Here is an 18,279-nt window from a genome sequence, read left to right as displayed (position 1 = left end):
TCTTGTCGATCTAATTAATATACTGCGATACGGTTAATCAAATGCCTTCGTGGGCTGCAATTGCGGCTGCAATCGCTGCGGCCATCAGTTCTTTCGGTAATCCGACGTCATATTCAGTCAGCTCCGGGTGTTGTTCCACAAAGCTGGTGTTGAAGTTAGCCGAACGGAAATCCGGGTGTAACATGATCTGCTGGTAGTAAGGGATAGTGGTTTTGACGCCATATACCACCATGTCGTTCAGCGCACGGCGACCACGTTCGATCACGCCTTCCCAGTCCAGCGCCCATACGGTAAGTTTGGCGCACATGGAGTCGTAGTAGGGCGGGATCACATAACCGCTGTAGATCGCCGCATCCATACGCACGCCAGGCCCGCCTGGAGCGTAGTAACGGGTGATCTTGCCAAAGCTGGGCAGGAAGTCTTTTTGCGGATCTTCCGCATTGATACGGTATTCCATGGCAAAGCCACGGAAAGCGATCTCGCTTTGCTTGTATTGCAATGGCAGACCGGCGGCGACGCGGATCTGCTGCTGTACGATATCGACACCGGTGATGGTTTCAGTCACGGTATGTTCCACCTGCAAGCGGGTGTTCATTTCCATGAAGTAAAAATTATTGTCTGAATCAAGCAGGAACTCGACAGTACCGGCATTTTCATAGCCGACGGCTTTGGCTGCTTTCACACCCAGGCTGCCGATGTAATCGCGTTGTGCCTGCGACAACTGTGGTGAAGGCGCGATCTCGATCAGCTTCTGGTTACGGCGCTGGATAGAGCAATCGCGCTCGAACAGGTGGATCACATTGCCTTGCGAGTCAGCCAGAATCTGTACTTCAATATGGCGCGGATGCACCACACACTTTTCCAGGAACACTTCCGGCTTGCCGAAAGCCTTGCTGGCTTCGGAGATCACACGGTCATAATTGCTCAGCAAGTCTTTCTCGCTATCGCAACGGCGAATACCACGGCCACCGCCACCGTTAGTGGCTTTCAGCATGATAGGGTAGCCTATCTTCTTGGCCAGTGCGATCGCGGCATCCAGTGATTCCAGGTTGCCATCGCTACCTGGAACGCAGGGAATGCCCGCATCTATCATGGCGTTACGCGCTTGAATCTTGTCACCCATCTGGCGGATCACATGCGCTTCAGGGCCGATGAACTTGATACCGCGGCGGGCACAGACCTCTGCCAGTTGTGGGTTCTCAGAAAGAAAGCCATAACCAGGGTGCAGGGCGTCACAGCCAGCAGCGACGGCGATATTCACAATATTATGTGCATTCAGGTAACCTGCCACCGGGTCAGAACCGATGTTATAGGCCTCGTCAGCTTTTTTGACATGCAAGGCATGGCGATCGGCGTCGGAATAGATGGCGACAGATTTAATGCCCATTTCCGAACATGCGCGCACAATGCGTACCGCAATTTCACCGCGATTCGCGACTAAAATTTTCTTAAACACACATTACCCTTAAAGCAAGAAAAAAAGGACAGAGTTTTTATTAAGCACATTGTTTTATAAGACTTTTAAATGCCTGTATGCACAATGTTTTGGCTAGTTTGGTGGTGGTTGAATACTATCTTGACCGCCTGATAGGCTGGTCGATAATACAAACCGCACCATGGTTGTACCCTCGAAAAGAGCACTGCGTGAAGCGACGTTATTATAACAAAAAACTGCGGCTTATACAGTATGACGTAATCAGGGGCTATGGGTATGTATATAAGGATTCGTCAATGGCTGCATAGTTTGCTATATTAAATAGCAAGTGAACAGAAGGAGAGTTTTTTGTCGAATGCGCGTTATCTGGAATTAGCCAGGCAGCAAAAAAAGACGGAAGGGATGCTGGAGATCGCGGCATTGCCGCGTCTGCAGGAGGCTTTGTGCGAGCTGGGCGTCAGTGACACCCAGGCCTTGGCCGGGGTGTCGGTGGCTTATCAGTTGCAGGGTCTGCCTGCACGTTATTTTGGCGACACACAGCTGCCCATGCTGGGGTTGGCGGTGCAAACCGATCTGCCGCTGGTTTGTCAGCGATGTTTTGCCGCCATGCCGCAGGCCATCGATGTGCAATTTGAATTCGCCATCTGTGATGAACCGCCGGAAGCCTTGCTTGAAGACGAGGATGTGGATTGGCTGGAGTCTGACGCGGAATCGACGTTTGAATCGCTGGTGGAAGATGAGTTGCTGATGGCGTTGCCTATCGCGGTGATGCATGAACAAGCGTGTGCGCCTTTGCAGAAAACGGCGGGCGAGAAGCCCAACCCTTTTGCTGCGCTTAAAAACCTCAAGCTGGATAAATAAAGCCCTGCATGGCATTTCCCGGCCTGCATTTGCATAAAAAGCCAATGAAAAGCGACAGTTGCAGGATTTGTTTGCAGTTGTCTCTGGAATATTTTATAATGCTGGATTAGGTAGCAATTCTAGTTTTTAAACTGCCCATTGATAAATTGCGGCGGTTAATTTTGGAGTAATTTAAAATGGCAGTTCAGCAAAACAAAAAGACACCGTCCAAACGTGGTATGCACCGTTCCCACGATTTTTTGACAAACCCACCTTTGGCGATCGAGCCTACAACAGGTGAAGTGCACCTGCGTCATCACGTGAGCCCAAACGGTTTTTATCGTGGCCGTAAAGTGATGCCTGCAAAAGGCGAGTAATCGCTGGCACAAAGCTATAATGTTTCAAACTGCGCCGCGCACAAAATGCGCGGCGTTTGTGTATCTGGCGTATGCCTGCGCTTTTAGCGCAGTGCAGCACATGTGTTTAAGTGAACATGGGAAATAACATGACTACTGGTCAACACGGGCAATCTCAGGAAGTTGTCATTGCGATAGATGCCATGGGCGGAGATCACGGTCCACATGTGACTGTGCCTGCGGCTGTGCGTATTCTGAACGAAAATCCTTATCTCAATATTATTCTGGTCGGCTTGCAGGATGCCATCGAGGCCGAGCTGAAAGTGCTGCATGTGACGCCTAACCCGCGCCTGCGCGTGCACCATGCCAGCGAAGTGGTGCTGATGAACGAATCGCCGCAAAGCGCGATGAAGAATAAAAAAGATTCTTCTATGCGGGTGGCGATCAATATGGTGAAAACCGGTGAAGCGCAAGCCTGTGTCAGTGCAGGTAATACTGGCGCCCTGATGGCGACAGCACGATTTGTGCTCAAAACCTTGCCGGGGATAGATAGACCGGCGATCGCTTCTACCTTGCCTTCCGAGAACGGCAGTACTTTTATGCTGGACCTGGGCGCCAACGCCGATTGCACCGCCGAGCATCTGTATCAGTTCGCGATCATGGGCGCCATGGTGGTGAGTTGTGTCAACAATAAAGCTAATCCGACCATAGGCTTGCTCAATATCGGTTCCGAAGATATCAAGGGCAATGAAGTGGCAAAACAGGCCGCTGAACTATTGCGCGGCAGCCACCTTAATTTTTACGGCAACGTGGAAGGCGATGATATTTTCAAGGGCACCACTGATGTGGTGGTCTGCGACGGCTTTGTCGGCAATGTCTCGCTTAAAACCACTGAAGGTCTGGCGCACATGATGGGCAAGTTTCTGACCCAGGAATTCAAGCGTAACTGGCTGACCAAGTTGATGGCGCTGGGCGCTTTCCCGGTATTGAAAGCATTTAAAAAACGGGTAGACCCGCGCCTTTATAATGGCGCCAGCTTTCTCGGCTTGCGTGGTATCGTGGTGAAAAGCCATGGTGGTGCAGATAGCGTAGGTTTTTACCATGCGATACATGTTGCCATGGAAGAAGCGCAAAGCGGCGTTCTGAAGCGTATCCAGACCCAGCTCGAAATCGAGCATCTCGCCACGGCAGAAGACTCCTGATACGCTCGCAGCCATTGTTCTGTTAGGCGTTTTTTTCCATTTAAGGCATAATCGCACCCATGATTCACACACGTATTGCAGGGACGGGCAGCTATCTGCCGCCCACTATATTGACCAACGTTGATTTGGAAAAACTGGTCGATACCACTGACGAGTGGATATTTTCCCGCACCGGTATCAAGCAGCGCCATCGGGTCACCGATGAACTGACCAGTGACCTGGCGACCAAGGCAGCCCTCAATGCGATAGCAGCGGCAGGCATTCAGGCCGAGGACATCGATCTGATCATCGTGGCTACCACCACACCAGATAAAATCTTTCCCAGCGTCGCTACCATGGTGCAGCGCAAACTGGGCATCGCCGGCTGTCCGGCATTTGATGTACAGGCCGTCTGTAGCGGCTTTATCTATGCCTTGGCCACCGCCAACCACTTTATGCGCTCAGGACAGCATAAAAATGTGTTGGTGATCGGTGCCGATACTTTTACCCGCATCTGTGACTACACCGACCGCAGCAACTGTATCTTGTGGGGCGATGGCGCCGGCGCTGTCATTCTGCAAACCAGCGATCAGCCCGGTGTGCTGTCTACCCATATACATGCCGACGGCAATTACGAGAACCATTTGCACGTACCACGTAATCCGAATGGCCAGGATACTGTGGTGATGGAAGGCAATACGGTATTCAAGATCGCCGTCAATACGCTGGACCAGATCGTCGACGAAACCCTGCAGGCCAATGGTATGCAGAAATCCGATATCGACTGGCTGGTGCCGCACCAGGCCAATATCCGTATCCTGCAAGCGACCGCCAAAAAACTGGAGATGTCCATGGATAAAGTGATCGTCACCGTAGATACGCACGGCAACACCTCAGCTGCTTCAATCCCTTTGGCACTGGATACCGCCGTCAGGGATGGCCGCATCCAGCGCGGGCACATATTGCTGATGGAAGCATTTGGCGGCGGATTCACCTGGGGCTCTGCGCTCGTTAGGTTCTAAACAGGCACTTAAGCAGTGTCTGCACAAACTCAATACTTGATTAATTACTGATTTAAAACGCCTATGTCTACATTTGCTTTTTTCTTTCCTGGCCAGGGTTCACAGTCTGTGGGCATGATGCAGGGCCTTGAGTCCCACGCCATTGTCAAACAAACATTTGAAGAAGCTTCCAGCGTGCTGGGTGCGGATTTCTGGAAGATGGCCACTGAACCGAATGATGCGATCAACCTGACGCAGAATACCCAGCCTATCATGCTCACTGCCGGTATCGCTACCTGGCGCGTCTATCAAAGCCTGGGTGGCAAGCAGCCGTCAGCGATGGCAGGCCATAGCCTGGGTGAGTACACCGCACTGGTCGCTGCTGGCGCGCTGAGTTTTGCCGACGCATTGCCATTGGTTAAATTCCGTGCCGAAGTCATGCAACAGGCCGTGCCGGAAGGGCAAGGGGCGATGGCTGCTATCCTGGGCCTGGATGACGACACTGTACGTGCAGTCTGCAGCGAAGCGGCACAAGGCCAGGTGGTGCAGGCGGTCAACTTCAACTCTCCGGGCCAGGTGGTGATCGCCGGCGAAAAAGCGGCGGTCGAGCGCGGTATGGAACTGGCCAAGGCCAAAGGTGCCAAACGTGCACTGCCACTGCCGGTTAGCGTACCTTCGCATTGCGAGTTAATGAAACCAGCCGCAGAAAAATTACGTGATTATTTGCAGAATGTCACTGTGCAAGCGTCATCAGTGCCGGTGTTGCACAATGCCGATGTCGCCGCTTACAGTGACGCAGCCCAGATCAAGGATGCATTGGTACGCCAGCTTTATAGCCCGGTACGCTGGGTTGAAACAGTGCAGTTACTGGCGACGCAGCAGGTGTTGGTCAGTGCAGAGTGCGGGCCAGGCAAGGTGCTGGCTGGTCTGGCCAAGCGCATCGTGGCAGAAATGAGCTGTGTAGCGCTGATCAATGAAGAAGCCATACAAGCTTTTGTAAACCAATAATAATAAAATACGGTGTGAATAAAGGAGAGATGATGCTAAATCAACAAGTAGTGTTGGTCACTGGTGCCAGTCGCGGCATTGGTGCTGCCATCGCCCAGGAGCTGGGCAAACAGGGCGCTATCGTGATCGGTACCGCGACTTCTGCCAGCGGCGCAGATGCGATCACTACCTCGCTGAAAGCAGCGGGCGTGAATGGCGTGGGTATGGCGCTGGATGTGACCCAGCCCGAGCAGATAGAGCACTTGCTGAAGAAGATCGCAGAACTGTACGGTGATGTGACTGTTCTGGTGAATAATGCCGGTATCACCAAAGATACATTGCTGATGCGCATGAAGGATGAAGATTGGGATGCAGTATTGAGCACCAACCTGAAATCCGTGTTTCGCATGAGCCAGGCCGTGTTACGGCCCATGATGAAAGCCCGCCAGGGCCGCATCATCAATATTTCCAGCGTGGTGGGCCACATGGGCAACGCCGGTCAGACCAATTATGCCGCCGCCAAGGCTGGCATGACCGGCTTTACCAAGTCGCTGGCACAAGAGGTGGGTAGTCGTAACATCACCGTCAACTGTGTCGCACCTGGATTTATAGAAACCGACATGACGGCCGAACTCCCGGAAGACATCAAAACCAAAATGCTGGAACGCATTGCGGTCGGTCGCCTGGGTCAGGTATATGAGATTGCAGCCACGGTGGCTTTCCTGGCATCGCCAGCGGCGGCGTACATCACTGGCGAGACCATACATGTGAATGGTGGCATGTACAGCGCATAAGTTGAGAAGGCAAGTGAATTCGCCTGCTCATTTTAATAATAGTTTTTTGGTATTCTGGGCAAGATTTGCTAGAATATCGGTTTACTGAACACGACACTTATCAATAAGGGGTATTTTAGATGTCCGACATCGAACAACGCGTAAAGAAAATCGTTTGTGAACAATTAGGTGCAAACGAAGCTGACGTAAAAAACACTTCATCCTTCGTGGATGATCTGGGTGCAGATTCTCTGGACACGGTAGAATTGGTAATGGCTTTGGAAGAAGAATTCGATTGCGAAATCCCTGACGAAGAAGCCGAAAAAATTACAACAGTTCAGCAAGCGATTGACTACGTCAGCGCTAATCTCAAGTAATTCATTGACTTATTCTTTTAATCAGCCCTCGCAAGAGGGCTGATTTCTATTATGACCAAACGCAGAGTAGTAGTAACCGGCTTAGGCGTGGTGTCTCCAGTTGGGATTGGCTACCAGAACGCCTGGAACAATCTTATCGCTGGTCAATCAGGCATAACCCGAATCACCAAATTTGATCCCACCCCGTTCGCCTCGCAGATTGCAGGTGAAGTCAAAGGCTTTAACGCCGAAGACTTTATCCCCGCTAAAGATGCGCGGCGTATGGATACGTTTATCCAGTATGGCCTGGCAGCAGGTTTGGAAGCGTTCAGGGATTCCGGCCTCGAAGTGACTGAAGCCAATGCCGAACGCATTGGTGTCACGATAGGGTCAGGGATAGGTGGCCTGGGCTTGATTGAATCCACCAACGACAATTATGACGATGGCGGCCCACGCAAGATCTCGCCATTTTTCATTCCTGGCACCATCATCAATATGATTTCCGGCAACCTGTCTATCATGTTGGGCCTGAAAGGGCCGAATATCGCGATCGTCACCGCGTGTACCACCGGCACCCATAGCATAGGTGAAGCCGCGCGTATGATCGAGTATGGCGATGCCGATGTCATGGTCGCTGGCGGGTCTGAAGCAGCCATCACCGAGTTGAGCGTAGGCGGCTTTGCCTCTGCGCGCGCCTTGTCTGGCCGTAATGATGATCCTGAAACGGCAAGTCGTCCCTGGGATAAAGACCGTGACGGTTTTGTCATTGGCGAAGGCGCTGGCGTGTTAGTGCTGGAAGAGTACGAACATGCCAAGGCACGCGGCGCAAGGATTTATGCTGAAGTCTCAGGCTATGGTTTAAGCGCTGATGCGTACCATATGACGGCACCCAATATGGACGGCCCACGCCGTTCCATGGTCAATGCATTGAAAAATGCAGGGGTCAACCCTGACCAGGTGCAGTTTATGAACGCGCATGGGACTTCGACACCGCTGGGTGATGCGAATGAAACGAATGCCATCAAAGCTACTTTTGGTGACCATGCTTACAATTTGGTAGTCAACTCTACCAAATCGATGACTGGTCACTTGTTGGGTGGTGCAGGTGGTTTGGAGTCGGTGTTTACCGTGTTGTCCATCTATCACCAGGTTTCGCCACCGACCATCAATATATTCAATCAGGACCCGGAATGTGATCTGGATTACTGTGCCAACACCGCACGTGATCTGAACATCGAGTATGCCCTGAAGAATAACTTTGGTTTCGGTGGTACCAACGGTAGCTTGTTGTTCAAACGCGTTTAAGCTGCCGCCAGCAAACATAAAAAAGCCAGCTTACGCTGGCTTTTTTATTATTAGCAATCAGCGTGTTGACGCTGATGCTATCGCCGCTCAGGGCTGTTCGTGCTTACAGAACAGCCAGGGCTGCTTCGTAGTTAGGCTCGTTGGCGATTTCGCTGACCAGTTCGCTGTGCAGGACTTTATTGTTCTCATCCAGCACGACCACTGCGCGTGCAGTTAAACCAGCCAGGCTGCTGTCGGTGATGAATACACCGTAGGCATTGGCAAATTTTGCGGTGTCACGGAAAGTAGATAAGGTCACTACGTTTTCCAGGCCTTCAGCGCCGCAGAAACGGCTTTGCGCAAATGGCAGGTCGGCAGAGATACACAATACGGCGGTGTTGCTGGCCTTGCTGGCTTCTTTATTGAAAGTGCGTACAGAAGTCGCGCAGGTCGGGGTGTCTATGCTTGGGAAAATGTTCAGCACTTTACGTTTGCCAGCGTAGGCATCCAGCCCCACCAGCGTGCGTTTGGCATCCGCCAGTTGAAAGTCAGGCGCTGTATCACCGACTGCCAAGAATTTTCCGCCAACAGCGACCGGGTTACCTTTAAGCGTTACGCTTGCCATAGTGTTCTCCAAAACGGGTTAAGTAATAAAAGTAGCTACTGTAGCGCTTCGCGAGTTGGCAATCAACCTTATAAAAAATAAGTTAATCAGGCCGCCTGTGAGCTTTTAATGGCCTGTGAGTGACCTGAGCGCAGCCGCAAAGTCTGGTTCGCTGGTCAGGTCTTCGACTAGTTCCACATGTAAGACCTTGTCATTCTCGTCAGCCACCATCAGTGCGCGCGCCGGTAAACCGGCCAGTTTGCTGGACATGATCAGCACGCCATAATTTTTAAACATGTCGCGGCCACGCAGGGTGGAGAGGTTGGTGCTATGCAGCAATTGCTCGGTTTCAGAAAAGCGTGACATAGTGAACGGCAGGTCGGGGGATATATTCAGGATGGCGATATTGGGTAAGGTTTCAGCCAGTGCATCCAGCCGGCGTACGCTATCGGCGCTGGTCGGCGTATCAATGCCCGGGAAAAAATGCAGTATCTTGCGCTTGCCGTGAAAAGATTCCAGCGTGATATCTTCCAGCGAGTGATTCACCAGCTGGAAAAAAGGCAGCACTTCGCCCACGCGTGGTAAGTTGTCTTCCACGAGTATGGGTTCATCAAGCAGTGAAATGGCGTGGGACATAATCATGTGCGCTCAATTATCAATGAGCCTGACATCATAGTGCATATTGCCAGCCAGCTTAAGTGCTTTTTGCAACTGTTAAGCGCGCAGTTCGTCGCTTGATCGCACGGTCATTTTATCGCTGTCAACCAGATTATTTGCATGCGCAGGCATCACAAAAAAGAGGATGGCGGGTAAAATAACCCCATGGAAGCACCGCTCACTTCAACCCCATCGCCCGCATTTGTACACCTGCGTTGCCACAGTGAATATTCGATTGTGGATGGCACTGTACGCATAGGCGATTATGTCAAAGCCGCCAAGCAGGACGGCATGCCTGCGCTTGCATTGACTGACCTTGCCAACCTGTTTGGCGCGGTGAAGTTTTATAATTCAGCACGCGGCAAGGGCCTGAAACCTATCCTGGGTTGTGATGTATGGGTGGAGAATACCTTGCAGCGGGATCAGCCGCAGCGCATGTTGCTACTGGTGCAGAACGCGCAGGGTTATCGCCATTTATGCGAGCTACTGAGTCGTGCCTACCTCGAAAACCAGTACCGTGAACGCGCCGAGATCAAAGCTGAATGGTTGCAGGAGAAAAACGCAGGCCTGTTGATGCTGTCCGGCTTTCTGGCTGGCGATATCGGTCAGGCCTTGCAAGCAGGTAACCAGACACAGGCGCTGCAAGCTGCGCGGCAGTGGGCACAGATATTTCAGGGCCGCTATTACCTGGAGGTGCAGCGTGTACACGAGCCCGGCACCCAGGAGTCGCGCGCCCAGGAGCAATGCATACAGCAGACCGTGCTGATCGCACAGCAACTGGACCTGCCACTGGTGGCCACGCATCCGATACAGTTTCAGACGCCAGATGATTTTATGGCGCATGAAGCACGTACCTGTATCGCTGAAGGCTATGTGCTGGCAGACAAGCGCCGGCCTAAACGTTTTCTGGCGTCGCAATATGTGAAGACACAGGCCGAGATGCAGGCCTTGTTTGCTGATATGCCTATCGCCTTGCAGAATGCGGTCGAGATCGCCAGGCGCTGCAACCTGGCACTCACGCTGGGCAAGAACTACCTGCCGGATTTTCCTACGCCCAATGGGGAAAGCCTGGACGCTTTCCTGATCGACCAATCCAAACTAGGCCTGGAAAAGCGGCTCTCTTACCTGTACCCGGATGAGGACAGGCGCGAACAGAAGCGACCCGAATATGAAGCGCGGCTGCAATTCGAGTGCGGCATCATTATCCAGATGGGCTTTCCTGGCTATTTCCTGATCGTGGCCGACTTTATCAACTGGGCCAAGAATAATGGCGTGCCGGTAGGGCCGGGCAGGGGTTCTGGTGCCGGGTCACTGGTCGCTTACAGCCTGGGCATTACTGACCTGGACCCACTCAAGTACAACTTGCTGTTTGAGCGCTTTCTTAATCCTGAGCGGGTATCCATGCCCGACTTCGATATTGACTTCTGCCAGGAAGGCCGTGATCGCGTCATCGATTACGTGAAGAATAAATATGGGCTGGCATCGGTATCACAGATCGCCACCTTCGGTACCATGGCGGCCAAAGCGGTGATCCGCGATGTAGGCCGCGTGCTCGACTTACCCTTCAACTTTGTGGATGGCATCGCCAAGCTGATCCCGTTAGAGCTGGGGATCACGCTGGAGTCAGCGCTGGAAAAAGAACCCCAGTTGCAGGAGCGCCGTGAAAAAGAAGAAGAAGTCTCGGAATTGCTTTCCCTGGCACTGCGGCTGGAAGGCCTGGTGCGTAACATCGGTATGCACGCGGGCGGCGTTCTGATCGCCCCGGGCAAGATCTCGGATTTTTCACCTATCTATTGCCAGCCCAATGGCGACAGCCTGGTCAGCCAGTATGACAAGGATGACGTGGAAGCGGTAGGCCTGGTCAAGTTTGACTTTTTGGGTTTGCGTACGCTGACCATCCTCAATATGGCGCTGGAAAACGCCAATGCGCAACGTGCGCAGGAAGAGTTGCCGCCGCTCAGTTTCGAGACCATACCGCTGGATGACAAACGCAGCTATCACCTGCTGAAAACCGCCAATACCACTGCGGTGTTCCAGCTGGAATCGCGCGGCATGAAGGACATGCTCAAACAGGCCAAGCCAGACCTGTTTGAAGATATTATCGCCCTGGTGGCGCTGTACCGTCCGGGCCCTATGGACCTGATCCCTGACTTTTGCCGACGCAAGCACGGTACGCAGCGCGTGGAATACCCGCATGCGTCTACCGAGTCCATCCTAAAAGAAACCTACGGTATCGCCGTCTACCAGGAGCAGGTGATGCAGATCGCGCAGGTAGTGGCCGGCTTTAGCCTGGGTGGCGCCGACCTGCTGCGCCGCGCCATGGGTAAGAAAAAGCCGGAAGAAATGGTGATCCAGCGTGAAATATTCAACGAAGGTGCGCTGAAGAATGGCCTGACCCTGCAGCAATCGAATGACCTGTTTGACTTGCTGGAAAAATTTGCCGGCTATGGTTTTAACAAATCGCACGCCGCGGCGTATGCCCTGGTGGCATATCACACCGCTTACCTGAAAGCGCATTATCCTGCTGCTTTCCTGGCGGCCACCATGTCGGCCGATATGAACAACACCGATAACGTGCACACGTTTTTTGATGATTGCAGCGGCAACCATGTCGATGTATTGCCACCCGATGTCAACGCCAGTATCTTCCAGTTCAGGCCCATGAGCTCGCAGCAGATCTTATATGGCCTGGGCGCCATTAAAGGCACCGGCGGGGCGGCGATAGACCTGATAGTCGCGGCACGAGAGGCTGAGGGGCCTTTCAAGGATATCTTTGATTTTTGCCAGCGCCTGGATCTACGCAAAGTGAACCGGCGCGTGATGGAATCACTGATACGCGCCGGCGCTTTTGACAAGCTGGAGCAAAACCGTGCCGCCTTGCTGGCCGGCCTGGATGGTGCCATCAGCGCCGCCGAGCAACGGGCTGCGCATGCCGGGCAGGATTGCCTGTTTGGCGGGGTGGTCGAGACGCAGCATCAACTGCCGGCCGTGATCGCCTGGAGCCCTGAACAGGCATTGCAGGAAGAAAAGTCAGCGCTGGGTTTCTACCTTAGCGGCCACCCTTACCTGAGTTACAAAGCGCAGTTGGGGCCGTTCATTAAAGGCAACCTCGGTGAGCTGGCTCCGCAGAATGAACCTAAATTACTGGCAGGTGTGGTCATGGGGGTGCGTGTGCGTATGACCCAGCGCGGCAAGATGGCCATCGTCACCCTTGATGATGCAGTGGGGCGTACCGATGTGGTAGTGGGTTCTGAGTTGCTGATGCAACACGCGCAGTGGATCAAGGAAGACCAGTTGTTGATCGTAGAAGGCCGTATTTCAAATGACGAGTTTTCCGGCGGTATCCGCGTCAGCGCCAGAAAACTCTACGACCTGGCCGCCGTGCGTAACCGCTTTGCGCAGATGTTGACGCTGAGCTGCAACGGGCAATCTGACCTGCAGCGATTGATGACGGTATTAACGCCTTATCGCTACGCCAATGAAGAGCAGAAGCGCTGCCCGATCAAGGTCGATTACCATAATCAGGCGGCGCAGGTCAGCCTGATGCTGGGCGAAGACTGGCAAGTGGTATTGCATGATGACCTGCTGCTGAATTTACAGGGCTGGTTATCAAAAGAAAATGTCAAAATCCTTTATAATGCCTGAACTTTTTAACTAAAGAATTCATAATGAGTGCCAAACGTTTAACGCCTAGTAAACTGACTTATCTTGATTTCGAGCAAGCTATTGCCGGACTTGAAAAGCGTATTGAGGCTCTGCAGTCATCTCATGACGAGCATGATTCACTGGATATCTCCAAAGAGCTGGATCTATTACAAAAGAAGAACAGCAAACTGCTGCAAGACACCTACCAGAGCTTGACTGCCTGGCAAATCTCACAGGTCGCACGTCACCCCCAGCGGCCTTACACCATGGATTACATCAACGCCCTGTTTACGGATTTCCAGGAACTGCATGGCGATCGCGCCTTTGCCGATGACCCGGCTATCGTAGGCGGCATCGCGCGTTTCAAAGGCATCCCGGTCATGGTCATGGGCCATCAGAAAGGCCGCGATATCAAAGAGCGCCAGTACCGTAACTTTGGTATGCCGCGCCCGGAAGGCTACCGCAAGGCCCTGCGTTTGTTCCGTCTGGCAGAAAAATTCAATCTGCCTATCATCACGCTGATCGATACGCCCGGGGCTTACCCAGGCATAGGCGCTGAAGAGCGTGGCCAGTCTGAGGCGATCGCCCGCAACCTGTATGTGATGGCTGAATTAAAGACACCTATCATAGGTATCGTTATCGGTGAGGGTGGTTCAGGCGGTGCGCTGGCATTAGGCGTGGTCGATCACTTGAACATGCTGCAATACTCCACTTATTCCGTCATCTCGCCAGAAGGCTGTGCTTCTATCTTGTGGAAGAGTGCCAGCAAGGCGTCTGACGCAGCAGAAACCCTGGGTATCACGGCAGACCGCCTGAAATCATTGGGCCTGATCGATACCATCATCAGCGAGCCATTGGGTGGCGCGCACCGCAATTACGAAGAAGTCATGGAGCGCATAGGCCAGACCATTGCCCTGCAGCTGAAATCATTGCAATCCAAAAAAATACCGCAACTGCTGGAAACACGCTATCAGCGCCTGATGAGTTACGGTAAATTTAAAGCGACTAGTGACAAATAACACCGTATTTGCTACGCAGTTAGAGAAGGGCATCGCCTCTTTTTTGGCTGCGCAAAAGCCGCAAGCGGTACCTGTACATCTGCTACTGGCCTTAAGTGGTGGTGTCGATTCCATTGTGCTGTTACATGCGTTGTCACAGTTTTCCTCGCGCCTGCCATATACGCTATCCGCCATGCATATCCATCATGGCCTGAGCCCGCATGCTGATGAATGGCTGAGCCTGTGCGAACGGGTGTGCCATGCGCAGGGCATCGCTTTCTATTCCGCTAAAGTCCATGTCAATCTGCAAAGCGGCCAGGGCATAGAAGCCACGGCGCGCGAGGCGCGTTATCAGGCGCTGGAGCATATGCGCCAGCAACTTGGTGCGCAGGCGATCGTCACCGCACACCATATGCAGGATCAAAGCGAGACCTTACTGTTGCAGCTCATGCGCGGCTCCGGGGTGAAAGGGCTCTCTGCCATGGGCGACTGGGATGCCGAGCGCAAGCTGTTCAGGCCGCTGTTGCAGGCAAGCAAAACGGATATCCTGCAGCAGGCAAACAGCTTGCAATACCAGTGGGTAGAAGACGAAAGCAACACCGATATCAGTTACGACCGCAATTTTATGCGGCAGACGGTGATGCCTGTCATGCGCGAGCGCTACCCGCAATTAGATAGCGCCCTGGCACGCAGCGCCAGCCATATGGCTGAAGCACAATCGCTGCTTGATATGCTTGCCGGCCAGGATATCGCCGCCTGCGATGTACGCGAAGAATGGCTGGGGCAATCGGTGGATATCCAGCGTTTGCGCCAGCTGGGTGATGCGCGTGCAAAAAACATGCTGCGCTACTGGTTTCAGCAGCTCGATTTGCGCATGCCCAATACCGAGCAGTTGCAAAACTACTGGCAGCAACTGTCTACAGTAAAACCGCATCGCTACCTGCATCTGCCTTTACAAGGGCAGGCAGTAAAACGCCAGGCTTACCTGCATCATTACCAGCAACGTTTGTATTGTGTAGGCAAGCCGGCCGCGCTGCCAAAAACGCCATTGGTCTGGCAGGGTGGTAAAAGTCAGATCTGGGGCGACTGGCAAGTGCAGTTCAAGGTCAGCAAAGGCCGCGGCATCGCCCTGGCTCGCCTGGGGGTGCACCCTGCAGCCATTACCTTGCACAAGCGTTATGGGCAAAGCGTCAGCTTATCCGAAGGCCTGGAACTCATGTTGTTTGCCAGAGCCGGCGGTGAAAGCCTGCAGCCAGATGCAAAACGCCCGCGTCGCGAGTTAAAAGTCATTTTTCAGATGTTGGCCATCCCACCCTGGCAACGTGCATTTTACCCGGTGGTGAATGTCATCTCCTCACAGCCGTCACACAGCCAGACCCTGGTTTCGCTTGCTGATCTCGCCATAGACGCCGCCTGGCGCCCCGGCCGTAATGCTTACGGTCTGGAAATTTCTTTACAGCCACTCTCCAGTCAAGCATAAATTGGTTGCCAACAACCAATAACAACCATAAAATTGGTTGTAGATAGCCAATTTAATGGTTGTTATACACCAGTCCTTTTTTACGGTATTGATTTTAATAGTCTTTTTCTGCACTGCAATTGCGGAACATTAATTGCATCTGGGAATAAGCTTTTAAAAAAGTTAAAAATCAATATTCTCGGGAAAAGGATACCTTTATGAATAAAACTACTGTCAAGCCGTTATTGCTTGCCATAGTGTCTGCTTATGCAGCACAAACCGCCATAGTAAAGGCAGATGAATCATTGAATATTCAAAAAGTTGAAGTGTTCAGTGCGACGCCACTTAAAGGCATCGGTTTGCCCCTGCACAAGGTGCCGGCCAATGTCCAGATAGCTAACCCTGCGGCCATCAACAACCAGGTCGGCGTGTCTATTGCCGATTACATGAACAATAATATGCAGGGCGTGACGGTGACCGAGTTGGGCGGTAACCCATGGCAGCCAGAAATCAATTTCAGGGGCTATTCTGCTTCATCATTATTAGGCAACCCGCAGGGTTTATCCACCTACGTTGATGGCGTGCGCGTCAACGAGCCATTTGGTGATGTGACCTCATGGGACAAGATCCCGAACTTCGCTATTGGCGACATGCAACTGATTCCCGGTTCCAACCCTTTATACGGTTTGAACACCTTGGGTGGTGCCATTGCAGTGCAAACCAAAAATGGCCGCGATCATCAGGGCGCTGCGCTTGAGTATGAGGCTGGCTCCTGGGGTCGCCAACGTGCACTGGCTGAATACGGCGGTGTATCCAAAGATGGTTCAGTTGATTACCTGATAGGTTTTCAGCACACCACTGAAGACGGTTGGAGAAAATACTCGCCGTCACACGTGAACCAGTTGTTTGCCAAAACCGGCTGGCAAAATGAAACAACCAAGCTGGAATTGACCTATATCGGTGCCGACAACAAGTTGATCGGTAACGGTTTAACACCTGAATTTCTGTTGAGTGGTGACCGTGACCAGATCCATACCCGCCCGGATGCGACCAACAATTACTCGCACTTCCTGGCATTGAATGCCAGCCATTGGTTAAGCAATGACACGATGTTGTCAGGTAACGTTTATTACAAAAAGTCTAACCGCAGGACAAAAAATGGTGATGGCTATGAAGGTGAAATGGAAATTGGGGATACATTGGCAGGTTACCCAGGTATCACCTGTGATCCAGGTTCACCAGACGACTGTGAGTTAATTGGTTCTGTCATGAATCGTACGCATACCAGTCAGAATACTTATGGCGCAACTGGGCAAGCCACATTCAATCAGGATTTTATGGGCAAAGAAAACCAGTTTGTAGTTGGTGCTGGTTATGACTACAGCTTGATTCGTTTCAGACAATCTGAGCAAATCAATGTTGGCGATTTTGAGGGTGATGTGTTGAATGGCGGTGCGCCATTCACTGAGAGCGACCCGGTATTCGACGACACCCGTGCCCCTGTGCTTGAAGGTGATGGAGCATTGGGTCAACGTCAGACTGTAGGCCTGACTGGCAAGCAATACACCGCGCGTTTATTCGCAACTGATACTTTGTCTATAAATGAGTTCTGGCATTTGAACGCCGGTGCCAGCTGGAACTTCACCCGCGTAGACAATACCGATACATTGCGTGGCCCAGCCTCTGCTGCCAACAACTTTAACAGTCTGACGGCCAAAGACAGCTACACAAGGTTGAATCCAACCGTAGGCCTGACTTACACACCGATCAAGGCACTCACTGTCTACACCTCCTACAGCGAATCTAGCCGCGCACCAACCGCCATCGAGCTGGGTTGTTCCAACCCGGCATCCCCTTGCTTGCTGCCAGCGGCACTGGCTGATGACCCACCTTTGAATCAGGTGGTTGCAAAGACTTATGAGTTTGGTGGTCGTGGTCAGGTGACTGATAACGTATTCTGGAATGCAGGTGTTTATCATGCGACCAACCATGATGATATCCAGTTTACTGCAGCTAACACGCAAAGCGGTGCCGGTTACTTCAAGAACATCGGTAGAACCAAGCGCCAGGGCATAGACATGGGCATCAATGGTTTCATTGATAACTTTAAATGGGGCGCTTCTTACAGCTTCGTGCACGCGACCTATGACACCGATGTCGAGTTTGTGAATGGTTCTAACTCTTCTGGCGAGACCAACGGCGGCATCTACACTGCGCGTTCTGGCGACAGGATCCCTGCCATTCCACAGCATCAGCTGAAACTGCGTGCGCAATATGCGGTTACACCAAGCTGGAATGTGGGTACCAATGTGATCGGCTATTCTGACCAGTTCGTCTATGGCAATGAGAATAACAGCCATAGATCCAATGACGCGATTTGCGCCAACGGTGACGATTGCGCAACCGGCAAAGGCAAGCTCGGCGGTTACTTTATTGTGAACCTGGATAGCCAGTATAACTTTGGCAATGGCTGGAAGTTGTTTGCCAAAGCGAACAATATTTTTGACAAGGAATATAACCTTGCCGGTCGTCTGGCTGAGAGTCTGTTTGATGCCGGTGGTAACTTTGGCACAGAAAGCAAAGTCCTGAGCCTGTTGCCGGGTGCACCACGTGCCGGCTGGATAGGCCTGCGTTATGAGTTTAAACCTAAACAATCTTTGGCTAGCTACGACAAAGACTAACAATAATAATTGAAGGAGGACG

Annotated in this window: 15 protein-coding genes; 12 read left to right on the top strand and 3 right to left on the bottom strand. The window is 52.3% G+C overall.

Annotated features, from left to right (window positions below; translation table 11 throughout):
* Positions 1 to 37 precede the first annotated feature (37 nt).
* Positions 38 to 1,456, bottom strand: a complete 1,419-nt coding sequence (locus ACT6RZ_RS11320) for an acetyl-CoA carboxylase biotin carboxylase subunit (protein ID WP_444702207.1) — start codon at positions 1,454 to 1,456, stop codon at positions 38 to 40.
* A 327-nt stretch (positions 1,457 to 1,783) separates the two neighbouring features.
* On the opposite strand from ACT6RZ_RS11320, the gene ACT6RZ_RS11315 reads away from it, so the two are divergent.
* From ACT6RZ_RS11315 to fabF, 8 genes are all read left to right on the top strand, one after another.
* Positions 1,784 to 2,296 carry a YceD family protein gene (locus ACT6RZ_RS11315; RefSeq protein ID WP_444702206.1) on the top strand — a complete coding sequence of 171 codons (513 nt, stop codon included), beginning with the start codon at positions 1,784 to 1,786 and terminating at the stop codon, positions 2,294 to 2,296.
* 176 nt (positions 2,297 to 2,472) lie between these two features.
* Positions 2,473 to 2,652, top strand: coding sequence for a 50S ribosomal protein L32 (rpmF, locus tag ACT6RZ_RS11310; RefSeq protein WP_018985326.1), 180 nt, complete (start codon positions 2,473 to 2,475; stop codon positions 2,650 to 2,652).
* Between the two features lie 128 nt (positions 2,653 to 2,780).
* A complete protein-coding gene (gene plsX, locus ACT6RZ_RS11305) occupies positions 2,781 to 3,833 on the top strand; it encodes a phosphate acyltransferase PlsX (protein WP_444702205.1) in 1,053 nt (350 codons plus the stop codon).
* A 59-nt stretch (positions 3,834 to 3,892) separates the two neighbouring features.
* Positions 3,893 to 4,834, top strand: coding sequence for a beta-ketoacyl-ACP synthase III (locus ACT6RZ_RS11300; RefSeq protein WP_444702204.1), 942 nt, complete (start codon positions 3,893 to 3,895; stop codon positions 4,832 to 4,834).
* Between the two features lie 63 nt (positions 4,835 to 4,897).
* On the top strand, positions 4,898 to 5,821 hold the full coding sequence (fabD, locus tag ACT6RZ_RS11295) for an ACP S-malonyltransferase (RefSeq protein ID WP_444702203.1): 924 nt from the start codon (positions 4,898 to 4,900) through the stop codon (positions 5,819 to 5,821).
* A 32-nt stretch (positions 5,822 to 5,853) separates the two neighbouring features.
* Positions 5,854 to 6,594, top strand: a complete 741-nt coding sequence (fabG, locus tag ACT6RZ_RS11290) for a 3-oxoacyl-ACP reductase FabG (RefSeq protein WP_444702202.1) — start codon at positions 5,854 to 5,856, stop codon at positions 6,592 to 6,594.
* Positions 6,595 to 6,713: 119 nt separating this feature from the next.
* The gene (gene acpP / locus ACT6RZ_RS11285; RefSeq protein ID WP_055825178.1) at positions 6,714 to 6,950 is read left to right on the top strand and encodes an acyl carrier protein; all 237 of its coding nucleotides are present in this window, start codon (positions 6,714 to 6,716) and stop codon (positions 6,948 to 6,950) included.
* A 51-nt stretch (positions 6,951 to 7,001) separates the two neighbouring features.
* Positions 7,002 to 8,234 carry a beta-ketoacyl-ACP synthase II gene (gene fabF, locus ACT6RZ_RS11280; RefSeq protein WP_444702201.1) on the top strand — a complete coding sequence of 411 codons (1,233 nt, stop codon included), beginning with the start codon at positions 7,002 to 7,004 and terminating at the stop codon, positions 8,232 to 8,234.
* Positions 8,235 to 8,337: 103 nt separating this feature from the next.
* On the opposite strand, the gene tpx (ACT6RZ_RS11275) is transcribed toward fabF, so the two are convergent.
* Complete coding sequence (gene tpx, locus ACT6RZ_RS11275) at positions 8,338 to 8,838, bottom strand: thiol peroxidase (RefSeq protein ID WP_444702200.1); 501 nt, start codon at positions 8,836 to 8,838, stop codon at positions 8,338 to 8,340.
* A 105-nt stretch (positions 8,839 to 8,943) separates the two neighbouring features.
* Positions 8,944 to 9,459 (bottom strand): thiol peroxidase, encoded by a 516-nt coding sequence (tpx, locus tag ACT6RZ_RS11270; RefSeq protein WP_444702199.1) that lies wholly within the window; start codon positions 9,457 to 9,459, stop codon positions 8,944 to 8,946.
* A gap of 180 nt (positions 9,460 to 9,639) precedes the next feature.
* Here tpx (ACT6RZ_RS11270) and dnaE point away from each other — a divergent pair, with 180 nt between their 5' ends.
* The 4 genes from dnaE to ACT6RZ_RS11250 all read left to right on the top strand — a co-directional run bounded on the left by dnaE (position 9,640) and on the right by ACT6RZ_RS11250 (position 18,257).
* Positions 9,640 to 13,119 (top strand): DNA polymerase III subunit alpha, encoded by a 3,480-nt coding sequence (gene dnaE, locus ACT6RZ_RS11265; RefSeq protein WP_444702198.1) that lies wholly within the window; start codon positions 9,640 to 9,642, stop codon positions 13,117 to 13,119.
* Positions 13,120 to 13,142: 23 nt separating this feature from the next.
* Complete coding sequence (locus tag ACT6RZ_RS11260; RefSeq protein WP_444702197.1) at positions 13,143 to 14,138, top strand: acetyl-CoA carboxylase carboxyltransferase subunit alpha; 996 nt, start codon at positions 13,143 to 13,145, stop codon at positions 14,136 to 14,138.
* Positions 14,128 to 15,597: a tRNA lysidine(34) synthetase TilS gene (gene tilS / locus ACT6RZ_RS11255; RefSeq protein ID WP_444702196.1), complete on the top strand. Its 1,470-nt coding sequence runs from the start codon at positions 14,128 to 14,130 to the stop codon at positions 15,595 to 15,597. The genes ACT6RZ_RS11260 and tilS overlap by 11 nt, the downstream gene beginning before the upstream one ends.
* Positions 15,598 to 15,794: 197 nt before the next feature.
* Positions 15,795 to 18,257 carry a TonB-dependent receptor gene (locus ACT6RZ_RS11250; protein WP_444702195.1) on the top strand — a complete coding sequence of 821 codons (2,463 nt, stop codon included), beginning with the start codon at positions 15,795 to 15,797 and terminating at the stop codon, positions 18,255 to 18,257.
* The last annotated feature ends 22 nt before the right edge of the window (positions 18,258 to 18,279 follow it).

Source organism: Methylophilus sp., assembly GCF_052437885.1.
Taxonomy (GTDB): domain Bacteria; phylum Pseudomonadota; class Gammaproteobacteria; order Burkholderiales; family Methylophilaceae; genus Methylophilus.
The sequence above is the reverse complement of the archived record's forward strand: the minus strand, read 5'-3'. Positions and strand labels throughout refer to the sequence as shown.